The 20201-nt window shown below is 48.0% G+C and carries 3 protein-coding genes; 1 reads left to right on the top strand and 2 read right to left on the bottom strand.

Features of this window, described 5'->3' with window-relative positions; genetic code table 11:
• Positions 1-3: 3 nt before the first annotated feature.
• Together C1S74_RS23745 and C1S74_RS23740 are read right to left on the bottom strand one after the other, a co-directional pair.
• A complete protein-coding gene (locus C1S74_RS23745) occupies positions 4-1353 on the bottom strand; it encodes an HlyD family type I secretion periplasmic adaptor subunit (RefSeq protein ID WP_045398317.1) in 1350 nt (449 codons plus the stop codon).
• Between the two features lie 12 nt (positions 1354-1365).
• Positions 1366-1719 (bottom strand): hypothetical protein, encoded by a 354-nt coding sequence (locus tag C1S74_RS23740; protein WP_045398314.1) that lies wholly within the window; start codon positions 1717-1719, stop codon positions 1366-1368.
• Between the two features lie 204 nt (positions 1720-1923).
• Between C1S74_RS23740 and C1S74_RS23735 the strand changes: the two genes are divergently transcribed.
• A complete protein-coding gene (locus C1S74_RS23735; RefSeq protein WP_045398311.1) occupies positions 1924-20043 on the top strand; it encodes a tandem-95 repeat protein in 18120 nt (6039 codons plus the stop codon).
• The last annotated feature ends 158 nt before the right edge of the window (positions 20044-20201 follow it).

The following is a 20201-nucleotide window of genomic DNA, read 5'->3' as shown; positions in this document are numbered from 1 at the left end:
TCATTACCTCTCATCGAACGCATCTTCGATAGCCGACATCACTGGCTTCGCAGCGTATTCGATAACCCGACGAGAACCTGTTTTCACATCGGCGGTGAATTCCATATAAGGGGATAACTTGTATTGCGTGCCCCCTCGTTCTAGAAAATTTTGGCTGATTTGGATTTCAGCAAGATAGAATTCTGCATCTTCTTCTTCATAGGATGAACGGCTGATAGAGGCAATTCGGCCTTCTAAAAATCCGTATTTGGCAAAGTTGTAGGTGTCCATCTTCACTTTAACTGCTTGGCCGATTTCGACGAAACCCATGTCTTTACGTGGGATCTTCGCCTCACCGTGAAGGGAGTTATTAATTGGCGCAATGTCCGCAATACTTTCACCCGGAGGAATGACCGCAGAGCGGAAGTTGAAGTGCACTTTATCGACAACGCCATCGACGGGGGCGTATACTACGAGTCGATCGACTTTATCGGAATGTTGTGGGCGTAAGATACGTTTTAGCTTGAGATCTTTATTTGCCTGAATAATTTGAGCTTGGTATTCCGAGTTACGGTTCTCTACTAAATCGCGGTATTGCTTTTCCAGTTTGTCGAGCTGAAAGCGTTCGTTCATCACCGACTCATCCAAGTTTTCAATTTCTCGAACCATATTGGATTCTTGAACCTGCATATTGAGTACATCAACGTAGGAGGCCATTTCCTCTTTGTAGAGCGTGTTTTTGATGTTGAGCTGTTTGCGGATCAAAGAAAGTTGGTTTTCCGAGCTTTTACGACGTTTTAACATCGAGTCGATCAGCGAGTTTTTGTGTTTGATGTCGTGAGTAATCAGTTCTTCATTGGAACGGTTTTTAGAGAACTCTTGCTGCCACGTATTCATGTTGACTTGAACAAGTTCGGGGTATTTATCGATATAAGCGGAAAAGTCGGGCTCTAACATGTCACGCAAACTCTCATAACGAAGCTTATCCAGTTCTAATTGAGTAATTTCCGTGGTGACCGTATCGAGTTGAGTGTTGCGATCTAATGAGCGTAGGCGCGCAATCGGCTGGCCTTCGTAAACCACTTCACCTTTGCGTACCAGCATTTCTTCTAGAATCCCGCCTTCTAAATGTTGGACTTTTTCCACATCTGATTCCAATAACAATTCCCCACGCACTGACACTACAATATCGATGCGCGCTTGGGATGCTACCGCGATAGCCACTAGTGCAAGGAGAAAGATGATCAACAACGTTTTGTGTACGCTGGTCATGGCACTGGCGAGTACGATGGTGTCGTCTGCGGTTACCTTAGAAGCCTCATTGTTTGATACGAGCGCTTTTCTGAGGTGATGTTCGATCTGCTTATTGCTCATCATCCACCTCGGTTATTCATCATCGGTACCGTCATCGATTGAATTCTCAATGTCTAACATCTGCCTGATCTGTTGATTTACGTTTTGAAGTTCGGTTTTTATGTCCTCAATAAGTTCTTCCGGGGCAGGAAAGCAATGCTTACTCAAGTGTTCTAGTTTTGCCATCTTAGGTGGTAAGTCATCGTCACACAGTAGGACTAAGATGGTCTTTAATTTCTTTGCGTAGCCGTTTAACTCGTCGAAACGGTTGTGCTGATGGAGCATCTCGATGTTCATTGCCGCACCTGCGAAATCCTTGTAAAAATCTCCCAATAGCAATTGCAGCCCTTTGTGGCTGTTGTCGACTGAGCGCAACAAATTCGTCATGTTTATCATTGTTCAACCGCCCTAATTGCTTTAATGACAACAACTAAGGATCTTTAAACCTAGTTTTCAAATTTTTTTTCTACCTATTTTTTTGGGTTAAACCAAAAAGGTATAAAAAAGTTGTATAAAAAAGTTGGTTTTCCAGAATGGTGTCCTTTACTGCCTCTAAACACGATCAGTTAGCTAATAGCAACGGAGGCTGTAATGGCAGGTAACGACAATCAAAATAACCAAAATCAAGACCTAAATGATGCGGTAGAACAAACGGAAACCAATGATACGGGTACGCCCTCCCAGCAGCAGAATCAACAAAATCAACAAAATACGATTGCTTCTACGGTAGCAACTGGCGCAGAAAATACTGACGCGGCGGACGAAGCCAATCAGGCGATGGAAGACAACCCAAGTGGTGCAGGTGCAGAGGAAGAAGCCTCGGCCTCCGGTGGTGCAGTTCAAGAAGATTCACCAGAAAGTAGTGGTGGTTCCGATGCGGCCCAATCGAACGTTGTAGACAGTGTGGCATCAGACGGCGGATCTGGTGAAGAAGCGGCAGGCAGCAGCGGCGGTGCATCGGGGGCAGGCGCGCAAGCTGTCGGTGGCGGTGATGCCTCTGGTTCAGAAGGTGGTAATGATGCAGAAGGCAATGACGTGCAAGGCCAAGCGGTGCAGACATCCGCAGCGCCAAGTGCTTCCTCTTCGGATTCTGAAGGTTCGCAAGGTGGCGACAATTTAGATTCAGAAACCACAGAAGAAACCTTTGCGGTTGATGTGCAGGATTTTAGCGAAGAAACCACCACTCAGGTGGAAGATGATTTCGATTCGGAAACCACCAGTGAAACCTTCCAGATTAATGTAGAAGGTGAAAATGATGCACCAGAAGTTGAGCAAGATCTGGCTTACATCATGGACGAAGATGGCACAATTACTTTCACTCAGGAGCAACTACTCGAATACGCAAGTGATGTTGATGGCGATGATCTGGTTGCTTCGAATGTGCAAGTTGGGGCAAACGCAACCGTCCAAGACAACGGTGATGGCACGTTCACGGTTGTTCCAGAAGCGGACTTTAATGGCGAACTCGATTTAACGTTTGATATCAGCGATGGGCAAGAAACGGTATCAAGCTCGATTGATTTAACCGTTCGTCCAATCAATGATGCGCCAGTGCCAGAAGACAAGGCTTTTGAGGTGGAAGAAGATGGCACCTTGATCTTCACTGATGCAGATCTTCTTGCTGGTGCCACTGATATTGAAGGTGACAATCTATCAATTGAAGGCGTTAGCTACGACGGTGGCGACGGCATCCTGACCGACAATGGCAATGGTACATACACTTTTGCACCAAATGAAAACTTCAATGGCGATGTAAACTTCAGCTTTGATGTGTCCGATGGTACGGATACGGTCTCTGCCAATATTGATGTAAGTGTCACGCCAGTCGATGATGCGCCAGTTTCTGGCAACCTTGCTTACTCGGTAGACGAAGACGGCTCGATTCGTTTGAGCCAAGAGCAATTGTTGTCGCAAGCTTCCGATGTGGAAGGCGATGACCTAACCGCAACGGGTTTGACGGTTGATGGTAATGCCACAGTCACACAAAACGACGACGGCAGCTTTACCATCACGCCAGATGAAAACTTTAATGGTGACATTGATATCAGCTTCGATATCTCAGACGGCACAAATACCGTCCAAGCCACCGCAGACCTTACCGTTAATCCAGTCAATGATTTGCCAGTTCCTCAAGACCAGCAATTCAGTGTTGAAGAAGATGGTACATTGCAATTCACCGACGCAGACCTCCTTGCCGGTGCAACTGACATTGAAGGCGATAATCTGACGGTTGAAGACGTAAGCTACGATGGTGGCGACGGTATCTTAACCGACAACGGCAACGGTACTTATACCTTCGCGCCAAATGAGAACTTCAATGGTGAGGTGAACTTCAGCTTTGATGTGTCTGATGGCACAGATACGGTCTCCGCCAATATTGATGTGAGTGTAACGCCTGTTGATGATGCGCCTGTATCTGGTGACTTAGCGTACTCAGTGGACGAAGATGGATCGATTCGTTTGAGCCAAGAGCAATTGTTGTCGCAAGCTTCCGATGTGGAAGGCGATGACCTAACCGCAACGGGTTTGACGGTTGATGGTAATGCCACAGTCACACAAAACGACGACGGCAGCTTTACCATCACGCCAGATGAAAACTTTAATGGTGACATCGATATCAGCTTCGATATCTCAGATGGCACTAATACCGTTCAAGCCACCGCAGACCTGACTGTTAATCCAATCAACGATCTGCCAGTACCTCAAGATCAGCAATTCAGTGTGGAAGAGGATGGCACGCTTCAATTTACCGATGCAGATCTGCTTGCAGGTGCGACCGACATTGAAGGCGATGACCTTTCTGTAACGGGAATCAGCTATGAAGGAACCGACGGCGTTCTAACTTACAATGGCGATGGCACATATAGCTTCGCGCCAAATGAGAACTTCAACGGCGATGTGAACTTTAGCTTTGACGTGTCTGACGGCGCAGATACGGTTTCAGCCAATGTGGATGTGAGCGTCACGCCAGTAAACGATCCTCCGGTGGCAGGCTCAACGTCTTACACGGTTCATGAAGACAATTCCATTACCATTTCTGATGCGCAACTGTTGGCAAACTCTTCGGATTTAGAAGGCGGAGTTTCGATAGATAGCGTGAGCTACTCTGGCAGCGATGGTGTCCTTCAAATTAATGGCGACGGTACATACACCTTCTCTCCAAATGAAAACTTTAATGGCGAAGTGACGCTTGATGTCGTCGTCGCTGACGAAGAAGGCGCAACAGATGCTACCACTGCTGGTATTACGGTTCTGGAAGTGAACGACCCACCAGTAGCTGGTCCGACTTCTTACACCATTGATGAAGATTCAGTGCTGATCTTTAGTGAATCGCAAGTGCTGCTGAATGCCTCTGATGTGGAAGGTGATGTTGAGCTTGTTGGCATTAGTTATGAAGGTCCGGATGGTATTTTTTCGGTTAACGGTGACGGCACATGTAGCTTTGCCCCAAATGAGAATTTTAATGGGCAAGTTCAGCTGGATGTGACCATTCGTGATGAAGACGGTGCGGAAGTTGATACGGTGATCAACGTTAATGTATTGCCAATTAATGATGCACCAGTCTCTGGTGATTTGGCTTACAACGTTGACGAAGATGGTTCAATTACGCTGAGCCAAGCGCAGTTGCTTTCTCAAGCGTCTGATGTCGAGGGCGAAGACCTTACCGCGAGTGACCTGACCGTTGACGGTAATGCGACAGTCACGGCGAATGATGATGGCAGCTTCACGATTACCCCAGATGCGGATTTCAATGGTGACATTGATATCCAATTCAACATTGCAGATGGCACAGACACCATTCAAGCAACCGCCGATCTGACGGTTAATCCAGTCAATGATTTGCCAGTGCCTCAAGACCAACAGTTCAGCGTTGAAGAAGATGGCACGCTACAGTTTACCGATGCCGATTTGCTAACCGGTGCGACAGACATTGATGGTGATGACTTAACAGTTGAAAGTATTAGCTATACAGGCGGGGATGGTGTGCTGACTGACCACGGTGATGGCACTTACACCTTTGCACCAAATGAAAACTTCAATGGTGATGTGAACTTCAGCTTTAATGTGTCGGATGGTACCGAAATAGTCAGTGCAGACATTGATGTAAGTGTCACACCAGTGAACGATCCGCCAGTTGCGGGCTCCACCTCTTACATGGTGAATGAAGACAACGCGATTACGATATCTGACGAGCAGCTGCTTGCGAACTCTTCTGATATTGAAGGCGCGGTTGCTGTAGACAGTGTGTCATACAGTGGTACGGATGGTGTGTTCCAAGACAACGGTGATGGTACTTATACCTTCCTACCAAACGAAAACTTCAGTGGTGATGTTAGCCTTGATGTGATAGTGGTGGATGAAGAAGGAGCGATTGACGAAACGACCGCGGGCATTACTGTTCTTGAGGTAAATGATCCACCTATTGCTGGCCCAACGTCTTACACTATTGATGAAGATTCGGTACTGACGTTCAGTGAATCTCAACTTCTTGCCAACGCCTCGGACGTGGAAGGTGATGTTGAACTTGTTGGCATCAACTATGAAGGATCCGACGGTATCTTCACGGTGAATGGCGACGGCACTTGTAGCTTTGCACCAAATGAGAACTTCAATGGTCAGGTTCAATTGGGGGTCACCATTCAAGATGAGAATGGCGCAACCGTTGATACGCATATTAACGTCGATGTACTGCCAATCAACGATCCACCAGTATCGGGGGATTTGGCTTACACCATCAACGAAGACAGCTCAATTACCTTGAGCCAAGAACAGTTATTGGCGCGCGCGGGCGATATTGATAGCGATAACTTAGAAGCCATCAATCTGTCGAACGATGACAACGCAACCATTCAATATAACGATGATGGCAGTTACACCATCACACCAGATGCGGATTACAACGGTGACTTAGACCTCACGTTCGACATCATTGATAACGATGGTGGTTCGGTGCAAGTCGGTTTGGATGTCACGGTGAATCCTGTTAATGACTTACCACAAGCGCAAGATCAACAGTTTACAGTAGAAGAAGACGGCACACTGCTGTTTACCGATGACGATCTACTGACGGGTGCGTCTGATATCGACGGCGATGATCTGTCTATAGAAAACGTGCTCTACACGGGGACGGACGGTGTACTAACCGATAACGGTGACGGCACTTACAGCTTCGCTCCAAATGAGAACTTTAATGGTGATGTTCAGTTCACCTTTGATGTGTCTGACGGCACCGGTTCGACGCCTGCATTTATTGATGTAAGCGTGACTCCTGTGAACGATCCGCCAGTTGCAGGTTCTACGTCTTATACGGTTCAAGAAGATGGTCAAATTACCATTAGTGACGAGCAACTGTTAGCGAACTCTTCTGATGTGGAAGGGGACGTGGCACTGGCTGATGTGACTTACAGTGGCAGCGATGGTTCATTTGTCGACAATGGTGACGGAACTTACACCTTCACGCCGAATGAAAACTTCGATGGTAGTATTTCTCTAGACGTTGTTGTGATTGACCAAGACGGCGCAACCGATACAACAACAGCAGGCATTGATGTTATCGCTGTCAATGATGCCCCTGAGACTTCTGGCATCCAAGCAGAAGTGGATGAAGACAACGCGATTACGATTACTCAAGATCAGTTGCTGGCTAACGCAACGGACATTGAAGGCGATGATCTTGTTGCTTCCAATCTGCAAACCAATGATCCAGATGCAACTATCGTGGCGAATGACGATGGTTCTTTCACCATTACGCATACCGAGAACTTCAACGGTGAGTTGGACTTCACTTACAACATTAGTGATGGTGAGAATGATGTTCTAACCACGTTAGATCTGACGGTTAACCCTGTCAACGATGCACCGGAAGCGGGTGACGAGATCTTCATTCAAGCAGAAGAAGACCAAACCGTTGGGGTTTCTCTGCGTGAAGAGCCTGCGCTACGTCTCGATCAAGCACCAGAAAACGGCATCATCGAAGCAAATTTAAACGATGAATGGGTGCAACTGGAAGTGGGCCAAGAAGTGCCTGCAGATACCGAAGTACGCTTCATTCCAAACGATGAAGCGCTAGCTAATGGTACTCATACGAGTCAAATCGGTACCTTTGATGACAATGCCAGCCTTGATGATTGGGGTACAGAAGTAGATCCTTATACTCGCCAGTTCACCGATGGTGATTTGACCGTAACGGTACAAAGTAATGATGATCCACTGGGTGCTTGGAATGGCAATACACACATTGGTCACGGTATTGGTGATACTGACCGCCAAGGTTTGAGTGGTGATGAAAAACTCACCGTGACGGTTGAAGGTCAAGACATCAACGAAATCAGCTTCCACCTAGATGGCTTAGGCGGTTGGTTTATGGAAGAGTCTCGCCACTTTACGGAAGTCGAAATTCGAGCATTCAACTCTGAGGGTGACTTGATCGACTCAATGACTTACCACAAAGAAGATCGTGGTAGCTATGAGACGGATTACACCCTAACGGTGAACGAGCCTGTGTCTTACTTTGAGTTAGGAACGATTCAAGGTAATGGTACTTACGTGGTTCAAAACATGACGGTTTCGCAAACTTGTCATGATGAAGCGGTGTTCACATCTATTGGCGTGGACGGAACGGAAATCACTGAAACGGTAGAACTGAATATCCGTGAAGGTGACAGTGAAATCGAACTGACCGCTGATCTGCCAAATGTGACCATCGATACCGAAGGTTCTACGCAGTTTGCCTCTGTGGTTATTACAGAAGAGCAGCTTTTAGCACAAGCGAGTGATATCGATAGCGACGTTCTTGATATTCAGAACCTAGAGCTGGTGGGAGAAAACGCCGAACACGCTACATTGACCGACAACGGCGATGGCACTTGGACGGTCACGCCGGATGAGAACTTCTATGGTGAGATTGAACTTGGCTACCAAGTTACTGATGGTGAGTTAACTGACGACAACATCATCAACATTAACTTCGAATCGGTGAACGATGCGCCAATTGTTTCTGGTCCGATTGTGTTGTCAACCGACGAAGATGTGGGCATTACGTTTAGCGCTGACGATCTGCTTGCGAATGCAAGTGATGTGGAAGGCGATGCTCTGTCTATTTCTGATATCTCTTACAGCGGTGATAACGGTGAGCTTGTCGATAATGGCGACGGCACTTACACCTTTATGCCGAATGAAAACTTCAATGGTGAAGTCGACATCGATTACAAAGTCTTCGATGGCACCGATGAAGTAGATACCCACCTAGACCTGACCGTTATTCCAGTCAACGATGTGCCAGTTCCTGGTGCACCGCTGCATACTCAAATGCTAGAAAACGGCACCATCATCATCGAAGCAAAAGACCTGTTATCAGGTGCGACCGATGTGGATGGCGACATTCTGCATATCGAAAATCTACTGCTTGTTGACCAGTCACAAGGTACTTTGACGGACAATGGCGACAACACCTTTACCTTCGAGCCAACTTCTAACTTCTATGGTGAAGTGAACTTGACCTTCGACATTAGTGATGGTCAAGCAAGCGCACCAAGTACCGCGAAGATCGATGTTGAGATCGTCAACGAAGGTCCAGACGTCAGCGGTCCAGTTGATGCGGTAGTGGACGAAGATGGCTCGATTACTATCACCCAAGAAGACTTGTTGGCGAACGCAACGGACGTGGACGGTGACAACCTTGAAGCGGTGAACCTATCGACCAACGATCCTAATGCAACCATCGTTGAGAACGCTGATGGTAGCTTTACGATTACGCCAAGTGAAAACTTTTTTGGTGAAATCGAATTTACTTATGACGTGACGGACGCGATTGAAACCGTCGCTGCGGATCTGAACCTAACCGTTAACCCAGTTAACGACCTGCCAGATGTACCTGATTTGTCGTTCACCACAGAAGATGGTGAAGCAATTACCATCACCGAAGCAGAGTTACTGGCTCAAGCGACGGATATTGAAGGCGATGAGTTGTCAGTCGTGAACGTGAGCAGTTTAAGCGATACGGTTCAAGTGACAGACAATGGCGACGGTACTTACACGCTAACGCCGGAACAGGGCTTCTTTGGTAATGTCGACCTAACGTTTGATGTGAGCGATGGCACCGATGTGGTGGCGGCGAACATCGATTTGAAAGTTGAGTTCGTCAACGACGCGCCAGAAGCAACCCCAATCGTGGCAGATGTGGATGAGGATGGTTCTATCCTCGTGACACAAGAAATGCTGCTTGAAAACGCTAGCGACCAAGACGGCGATGACCTATACGCAACCGCGCTAGAAACCAATGATCCGAATGCCTCTATCGTGGACAACGGTGACGGCACCTTTACCGTTACGCCTTCACAGCACTTCAACGGAGACATCGAGTTTACTTATGAAGTGAGCGACGGTGAATTGAGTGTTGCCAATGAAATGACATTGACGGTGAACCCAGTAAATGACATTCCAATTGTTGCGCCTAGCATGTACCACATTGAAGAGGATGGCAGCATCCTGTTCACGCAAGAAGATCTTCTGAGTGGTGCGATTGATATTGATGGTGATGACCTCACCGTTACCAGCATTAACTACTCGGGTGATGAAGGTACTGTAACGGACAACGGTGACGGTACATTTAGCTTTGTGCCAGAAGAGCATTTTAGTGGTGATTTACAGTTTAGCTTTACCGTGACAGACGGCACCGATGAAGTAGAGCAAGACATCAATGTCCACATCGAAGCCGTTGCGGATGCGCCAGACCTTGTCATCACAGACGGCGATGGCGTGAACGTGGATGACCAAGCTATCTTGGTTGACCCAGGCGGCATTGTTGAGCTGAATATTGCGGCTGCGCTGGTTGACCAAGATCTATCCGAAACACTTACCGTTACCGTTGACGGCGTGCCAGAAGGTTCAGTAATCAGCTATGACAACGAAGGTGTACTGAATGATCAAGACAACGGTATAACCAGTTTCAATGATACTGAAATTACGGTTACGTTCGAAGGTGAAACCGCTGGCTATCAAAATGCTGCTGGTTACTACAAAGTTGACGAAGATGGCAACATCACTGGTGTTGAAGTCGTTTATGAAAATGCTTCTCAAGTCGGTGGTGGCGGTGATCTGGTTCCTGGACAAGACCAATTCAGCTTCCAAATCTCGGAAGGGGAAAGCTTCAACCTGTTCTTGATTCCAAACGGTCATAACTTTAATGACTTCTCATCAATGCAAGATGGTCAGTACGAGTTCCGTGCAGCAGATGGCTCTCCTGCAAATATGGATACGGTTGACCCACAACTTGTTTTTGTCGGCGCGGATGGCTCTGAAACGGTTATTCAAAGCCAATTTGGTGATGCAGTTTTCCATGGTGGTTCAAGTCCTGAGCTAAACCAAGATGGCATTGAGCATACCCGCACCACCGTCAATGAAGATGGTGAGCTGGTTTACGGTTTTGAAGACCTATATGGTGGTGGGGATGCTGATTATTCCGACTTCAACTTCACTATTGATGTGGGTGAGGTGAACAGCCAAATCTACAGCGGTGAAGTGACTGTCGGCCCAGATGGTTCGGTTACCCTACCGACAACTGCGATTGACCAAGAGTTGCAAATTCAGTTGCCGGAAGATTTCAATCAACAGCTAGAAATTAACGTAACTGCGACTGCAACAGAGCTATCAAATGATGACTCTGAAACGGTATCTCAAACCATCTACGTTAACGCAACAGGTACGCATATTGAGCACGCTCCTGAAGCCTTGCCTGTATCGGCACAGGTTGAAGAAGACGGTTCAATCATCATCACGCAAGAGGATTTACTGGCGAATGCACGTGATTTGGATGGCGATCAACTCACGGCACTCAACCTTGCAACGGATGATGAAAACATCACCATCACTGACAATGGCGACGGCACTTACACCTTAACGCCGGATGCTGACTATAACGGTGACATCACCTTTACGTTTGACGTGTCTGACGGTAATGATGTTGTATCAACAAACTTAGAGCTTACGGTTTCACCTGTTAATGATGCGCCAGAACCACAAGACCAAGCATTCATTGTTGGTGAAGATGGCGTCTTAACCTTTACCGATGGCGAGCTATTAGCCGGTGCAACGGACATTGAAGGTGATGACTTGTCGGTAGAGGAGGTAACCTATACAGGTACGGATGGTGTCCTAACTGACAATGGTGACGGTACTTATAGCTTTGCACCAAACGAGAACTTCAATGGTGAGGTGAGCTTCACGTTCGATGTTTCAGATGGCACGGATACTGTGACCGCAAATATCGATGTGACTGTCACACCAGAGAACGATCCTCCTGTCGCAGGTAGCACGTCTTACACCGTTCATGAAGACAACTCCATCACCATCAGTAATGAGCAGTTATTAGCGAACTCTTCTGATATTGAAGGGGAAGTTGCAATTGATGGCGTGAGCTACAGTGGTAGCGATGGTGTTCTAGAAATCAATGGTGACGGAACATACACCTTCTCGCCAAACGAAAACTTCAATGGTGAAGTGACCCTAGATGTTGTTGTCGTGGATGAAGACGGCGCAACGGATTCAACCACCGCTGGCATTACCGTGCTTGAAGTAAACGATCCGCCAATCGCTGGTCCTACGGCATACACCATTGATGAAGATTCGGTACTGACATTCAACGAGTCACAAGTTCTGCTGAATGCTTCGGATGTGGAAGGGGAGGTTGAGCTAGTTGGCATCAACTACGATGGCCCAGACGGAATCTTCTCAGTAAACGGTGATGGCACTTGCAGCTTCGCACCAAATGAAAACTTCAACGGTCAAGTACAGTTGGATGTAACCATTCGTGATGAAGATGGTGCAGAGGTTGATACTTACATCACTGTCGATGTATTACCAATCAACGATGCGCCAGTATCAGGCAACTTGGCTTACAGCGTCGATGAAGACAATTCAATCACGCTAAGCCAAGAGCAGCTGTTAGCTCAAGCTTCAGATGTGGAAGGTGATGCGCTAACCGCATCTAACCTAGTGGTTGATGGCGATGCAACGGTAACTGCAAATGACGATGGTAGTTTCACTATTACGCCTGATGCGAACTTCAATGGCGACATTGATATCACGTTCGACATCAACGATGGCACCGATACTATCGTTGCAACGGCAGATCTAACGGTTAATCCAGTCAACGACTTGCCACAGCCGCAAGACCAAGCCTTTACCGTGGGTGAGGACGGTATTCTCATCTTCACCGATGAAGCTCTTCTTACTGGCGCAACAGATATCGATGGCGATGACCTATCGGTAGAAGGGGTGACTTATACAGGCGCTGACGGTGTCCTAACTGACAACGGTGATGGCACGTACAGCTTTGCTCCGAACGAGAACTTCAATGGCGATGTGAACTTCACGTTCGATGTGTTTGACGGTACCGATACGGTTACTGCGAACATCGATGTGAGTGTGACACCAGAGAACGATCCTCCGGTCGCAGGCAGTACGTCTTACACGGTTCATGAAGACAACTCCATTACCATTAGCAACGAACAGCTGTTGGCTAACTCGTCGGATATTGAAGGCGACGTTTCAATTGATAGCGTGAGCTACAGCGGCGCAGATGGCGTGTTCCAAGATAATGGTGATGGCACGTACACCTTCTCGCCAAACGAGAACTTCAACGGCGAAGTCAGCCTAGATGTAGTCGTTGTCGATGAAGAAGGCGCAACGGACGCAACCACTGCGGGTATCACGGTTCTAGAGGTGAATGATCCACCAATCGCGGGCGTGACTAGCTACTCAGTCAACGAAGACGAAGTGATCACCATCAGCTCTGAACAGCTATTGGCGAACGCTTCAGATATCGAAGGCGAAGTCGCGATTGATAGCGTTAGCTACAGCGGTTCCGACGGTATCTTTACCGATAACGGTGATGGTACGTTCAGCTTCGCGCCAAATGAAAACTTCAATGGTGACGTGAGCTTAGACGTTGTCGTTACTGATGAAGATGGTGCAACCGTAGCAACCAACGCAAACATCGATGTATTGCCAGTCAACGATGCTCCGGTATCTGGTGATTTGGCTTACAGCGTAGATGAAGATGGTGCTATCACACTGAGCCAAGAGCAGCTTCTTGCGCAAGCAGGTGATGTGGATGGTGATGACCTAACTGCATCGAACCTAACTGTTGACGGCAATGCGACCGTTGTTGCGAAAGATGATGGTAGCTTCACTATCACGCCGGATGCAGACTTCAATGGCGACATTGATTTGAGCTTCGACATTACTGACGGTGATGCAACCATTCAAGCCACTGCAGATCTGACAGTGAACCCAGTGAACGACCTACCAACGGTTGGTCAGCCACAGTTCGTCACGCAAGAAGACACCAGTTTCACCTTCACCGAAGAGCAACTGCTGCAAAATGCAGGTGATATCGATGGTGATAACCTAACGGTTGAAAATGTTGCTTCTGACAGCGGTACCTTGGTTGATAACGGTGACGGCACGTACACCTTCGCACCGAATGAAAACTTCGATGGCAACGTGAACGTGACGTTTGATGTCAACGATGGCACCGCAACGGTTCCTGCAGAAGCAAACATTGATGTGCAATCTGTGGTCGATATGCCAGAGCTGTCGATTGCTTCGGATTTAGTGATTGCTTCTGATAACTTCGAGTCTGGCTCGAACGGTTGGAACGCGAACACTGAGAGTTCACAAGGCTTCGAAACGGGCGACATGCTGGGTCGTATTGGTGGCACTGGCGGTGATGAAGCGGTTAGCAAAACTTACGAGATCCCAAGCGATGTCAATGAAGTTAATATCTCATTTAGCTTCTACGAAATCGATTCTTGGGATGGCGAGTCGTTCCAAATCTTTGTGGGTGGCGAACAGCTAACGACCTTGGAAAACTCAGCGTTCCGTACACAAGATAGCACGACAACGCTTTACGACTCTAACGGAAACGAAGTTGGTGAAGTCGTCCACGGTTCTTCACAAGGCGAAGGCTTTAGCTTCTGGAATGATCAGGCACACCAAGTGAACTTAACCGTTCCGGTAGAAGACGGTCAGCTTCAGTTAGGCTTTGGTTCTACGCTAAACCAAAGTATTCCTGACGAGTCGTTCGGCATCGACAACATCGAAATCACGGTAGCAGATGCGGATTACCAAATCATTGGTACTGAAGATACACCAGTGCCACTTGATATCGATGCAGCGCTGACCGATACGGATGGTTCCGAGAATCTCGCTATCTTGATTGAAGATGTGCCAGAGGGTAGCTCACTATCAGCTGGTATTGATAACGGTGACGGCACTTGGTCACTACAACCGGGTGAGCTAGAAGGTCTGGAGTTCATTCCATCTGCAGACTTCAATGGTGATGTGACGTTAACCGTGAACGCAACATCTACGGATGTGGATACCGGAACAACAGCGACAGCAACGCAAGATGTGACTATTCATATCTCGCCTACCAATGATGCGCCAGAGGTGACGGGTGATATCAGTGCAGTCACTGCCGAAGACAACAGTATCACGCTGACTCAAGAGCAGCTGCTTGAACACGCCGTTGATATTGATGGCGATGATTTAAGTGCAATCAACCTAAGCACTAACGATGAAAATGCAACGGTTGAAATGAACGAGGATGGCAGCTTCACCATTACTCCGAGCGAAAACTTCTACGGTGATATTGAATTTAGTTACAATGTCACGGATGGCGAAGAAGTGGTTGCTGCTGGTCTTGACCTAACGGTAACACCTGTCAACGATGCACCAGAGCCACAAGATCAGGCGTTCACAGTGGGTGAGGACGGTATTCTCACCTTCACAGATGCAGACCTATTAACAGGTGCAACAGATGTAGAAGGTGACAACCTAACTGTTGAAGGCGTGACTTACACTGGCGCGGATGGTGTCTTAACCGACAATGGTGATGGCACGTACAGCTTCGCACCGAATGAGAACTTCAATGGCGATGTGAATTTTACCTTCGATGTGTCAGACGGTACGGATACGAACTCTGCCAACATTGATGTGAGTGTGACGCCTGAGAACGATCCGCCAGTTGCGGGCAGCACGTCTTACACGGTTCACGAAGACAACTCGATCACCATCAGTGATGAACAGCTGTTGGCGAACTCGTCGGATATTGAAGGCGATGTTGCTATCAGCAGCGTGAGCTACAGCGGTAACGACGGTGTGCTAGAAATCAACGACGATGGTACTTATACCTTCTCACCAAACGAAAACTTTACAGGCGATGTTAGCCTAGATGTTGTCGTTGTTGACGAGGACGGCGCGGTTGATACAACAACAGCGGGTATTACCGTTCTTGAGGTGAATGATCCACCAATCGCAGGCGCAACCAGTTACACCATTGATGAAGATGAAGTCATCACCATCAGTGCAGAACAGTTGTTGGCGAACTCCTCCGATATTGAAGGTGAGGTAGCACTTGATAGCGTGAGCTACAGTGGCAGCGAAGGTATCTTTACCGACAATGGTGATGGTACGTTCAGCTTTGCACCAAACCAAAACTTCAATGGTGAAGTGAACCTTGATGTTGTAGTCGTAGACGAAGATGGTGCGACCGCTTCGACGACGGCAAACATTGATGTTCTGCCAATCAATGATGCTCCAGTATCGGGTGACCTGGCGTACAGCGTCGACGAAGACAACTCAATCACGTTGAGCCAAGAACAATTGTTGGCTCAAGCGTCGGATGTAGAAGGTGATGCGCTAACCGCTTCTAACCTAGTGGTTGACGGTGATGCGACGGTTACGGCAAACGACGATGGCAGCTTTACCATTACGCCTGATGCGAACTTCAATGGCGATATTGATATCACGTTCGATATCAACGATGGCACCGATACGATCGTTGCAACGGCTGACCTAACGGTTAACCCAGTTAACGACTTGCCGCAGCCTGAGGACCAAGCGTTTACCATTGGTGAAGATGGCGTGTTGACCTTCACTGATCAAGACCTGCTTGATGGTGCAACGGATATCGATGGCGATGACCTATCGATAGAAGGTGTTACTTACACTGGCGCGGACGGTGTCCTAACCGACAATGGCGATGGCACTTACAGCTTCGCACCGAACGAAAACTTCAATGGCGACGTGAACTTTACCTTCGATGTTTCCGATGGCACGGACACCGTGACCGCGAATATCGATGTGACAGTCACACCAGAGAACGATCCACCGGTGGCAGACAGCACGTCTTACACAGTGCATGAAGATAACTCGATCACCATCAGTGACGAACAGCTACTAGCGAACTCATCGGATATTGAAGGTGATGTATCGATTGATAGCGTGAGCTACAGCGGTAACGATGGTGTGCTAGAAATCAACGGAGATGGTACGTACACCTTCTCGCCAAACGAGAACTTCAATGGCGAGGTCAGCCTAGACGTTGTGGTTGTCGATGAAGAGGGTGCTACGGATTCAACCACTGCGGGTATCACAGTACTTGAGGTGAACGATCCACCAATCGCAGGTGCGACAAGTTACTCTGTCAATGAAGACGAAGTCATTATCTTCACGGAAGAGCAACTGCTAGCGCAATCAAGCGATGTGGAAGGTGACGTGAGCCTAGAAAGCGTCTCTTACAGTGGTAGCGACGGTATTCTAACGGCGAATGACGATGGTACTTACAGCTTCGCGCCAAATGAAAACTTCAACGGTGGCGTAAGTCTCGATGTGGTAGTCGCTGATGAAGACGGTGCAACTGCGACAACCAACGCGAACATTGATGTATTGCCAGTCAATGATGCTCCGGTATCTGGCGACTTGGCTTACAGCGTCGATGAAGACGGTTCAATCACATTGAGTCAAGAGCAGTTACTGGCTCAAGCGGGTGACGTCGATAGCGATAATCTAGAAGCGGTGAACTTAACCGCGGTAGCCAATGCAACCGTTGTTGAGAACCAAGATGGTAGCTTCACGATTACGCCTGATGCGAACTTTAATGGCGATATCGATCTAAGCTTCGACTTGATTGATAACGATGGTGCGAGCGTGGAAGTGGGCGTTGACCTAACGGTGAACCCAATTAATGATGCGCCGCAATCAACGCCAGTGAACTTAGCTGGCACTGAAGATACCACCATTCTTATCACGCAGGACATGTTGCTTGCTAACGCGACAGACATCGATAACACCTACGACGAACTGTCTGCTGTCGACCTAGTGATTGATGAGCAATACGGTGACTTGCTAGACAACGGTGATGGAACTTGGTCATTCACTCCGGCTGAGAACTTCAACGGCGATGTGCCAATGTCGTTCGGCGTTAGCGATGGTGATTTGGTTACGCCGGTTGAAGGCAATCTCAACATCGAAGCGGTAAACGATGCACCAGAAGCGCCAACCATCCAGATGCAGGGCGAAGAAGATGTGGTCATGGTGATTGACCCAGCTTACATCGCGGATCAAGTCACGGATCTTGATGGTGACGAAATCAGCGTAGAAAGCATCACGGTTCGTGCTCCTGCAAACGCGACATTAACCCAGCAACCAGATGGTATGTACCACTTGGTAACCACTCAAGACTTTAATGGTTTGGTGGAACTGGGCTACACCGCGACGGATGGTGAAGAAGTGGTTGAAGGTTCGTTGAATGTGGATGTTATTCCAGTTAACGATGCACCATTCAATGTAGGTAATGCCTTTATGGCAACCGACGAAGATGGCGCATTCACCTTCGATGCTGGCGACCTGATGAACTTGTTCGGCGACATCGATACTGAAAACCTAGTCGTATCACGCATTATCACCGCAGAAGGTGAAGATGGTGGTGAGGTAACAGACAACGGTGACGGTACTTGGACATTCACACCGACTGGCGATTTTGCAGGGGTTTCTGACTTGCAAGTTGTGGTAAGTGACGGTGAGTTTGAGACGGTACTTGATGTACCAGTGTTTGTTCGCCCTGTTGCGGATGGCGCAGTCATCACAACCGACCATGATGGTCCGTTAGTGTTCGGTGAGGACGAAACGGGTCACCTAGGCTTGAATGTCGGTCTAATCGACGATTCAGAAACGCTAAGTAACCTAGTGATGACTGGTTTCCCTGTTGGCTTCGAAGTTACGGATGGTGTGAACACCATTACCATTACGGAACCGGGTCAATACATCGACTTGAACGAGTGGGATATTTCAGACCTGCAAATGACGCCTCCGGCTGACTTTAATGGCGAGTTCTTCGTAACCGTGACCGCAACAACGGTGGATTATGGTGACGAGCCAGAAGAGTTCGAAGATGGCATCGATTCAGGTGACTTCGAAACCCTAGCGGGTGAACCCGTTATCCTAACCGCTGATGACCTAATTGGATTGGCAGAAAACGTAGATGCTGACGCGGGTGATGAAGTGAAATTCGTTCACCTAGCTGATCGCAGCCAAGGTGAGATTGTCGATAACGGTGATGGCACATGGACATTCAATCCAGCACCAGGCTTTACTGGTGAAGCGGATATCGCTTACGTAATTGATAAAGACGGTGTGCTTCATGATGAGCAAACAGGTGTGGTCGTGAAAGAAGACGCACCACAAGAGAATGCTTCTCCAGAAATCGGCAGCGTTTCTACCACAGAAATGGCAGCGGATGGCACCTTGTCGTTCACCAATGATGACATGCTATCGACCTTGAGCGATGCAGAAGGCGACAGCTTGAGCATTGAGTCAGTGAGCCTAATGGAAGGTCAAGGTGTGATAGAGACCGATAACCAAGGTAACTACCAATTCACACCAGCAGAAGGCTACACCGGAGATGTTCAAGTTGGCTTCATTGCAACTGACGGTGAAAACCGCATTGAGAGCTTCTTTAATGTCGACATCCAAGGTGAAGGTGAAACCACAACCAGCGAAGGCTACGCACTGGCTGATGATGGTTCATTAACACTAACGGAAGCACAGTTGATTGATGAGCTTGGCATTAGCCCTTCAGCAGAAGTGTTGGATGTAGCCGATGCAAACGATGCTGGTTTCTTCGCGAAATCAGGTGATGAAGAGTGGACATACTGGCCGAACGATGACTTCGATAGCAATTTGGCTATGGATGTTCAGGTCAACGACAACGGTGAAGTATCGACTCAGAATCTGAGCATCCAAGTTGCGGACGATTCAGCGCAAAGCGACGAGCCACAAATCCAAACTGCTCAAGCATCATCAGAGCAGCAAGTCGGCGAAGCGCAACAGCCTGAAGAGCAAGCAGCAAACGGTGCAGACAGTGAAGAGGAGAGCGCAGCTGATGTGACTGCAGCACCAGGTGATACCATTTCTATCGCGGTTCCAGATGAGGTCAGTGGTAACGAATCGGTGGATTATGCAGAAATGTCCGGTCTACCTGATGGTGCATCAGTAAGCAACGCACTGGATAATGGCGATGGCAGCTTCACATTAAGTGGCAACCTGAACCAACCAGTATCGGTTGACCTACCAGAAGGTTACGAAGGTACGAGCGAAATCCAATTCCAAGGTTACGACGAATTGGGCAGCGCAGTAGAAGGTGCGAGTGGCACAGTTGAAGTTGAAGTCGATGATCAATACACCATGCAAGGTTCTGCTCAAGACCAGCAACCAGACATGGCGGGTATGGAATCTGGCGGCAGCGACTGGACAAGTGCGGGAGGTCAAGATCAAGGTGTTGACTTCACGGATGACTCTGGCAGCTTCGACTCGGATACTCAAACGGGTACTGACCAAGGCAACGATTTCGATCAAAGCTCAATGTAAACAACCATAGACGAGGGCAGTGTCATTACTGCCCAAACCAAAAGCCATGCGGAGCCTACTTTGCATGGCTTTTTTGTTGGGTTTCTTTCTATGAGCCGTAGAAAAAACTTGGAAATTGAAAAAAGTATTCTTAGCTAGTTAAAGAATGAATCACAAGG

Source organism: Vibrio hyugaensis (genome assembly GCF_002906655.1).
Lineage (GTDB): Bacteria > Pseudomonadota > Gammaproteobacteria > Enterobacterales > Vibrionaceae > Vibrio > Vibrio hyugaensis.
Note: the sequence above shows the minus strand (reverse complement) of the source record. Positions and strands in the feature narration are given on the sequence as shown.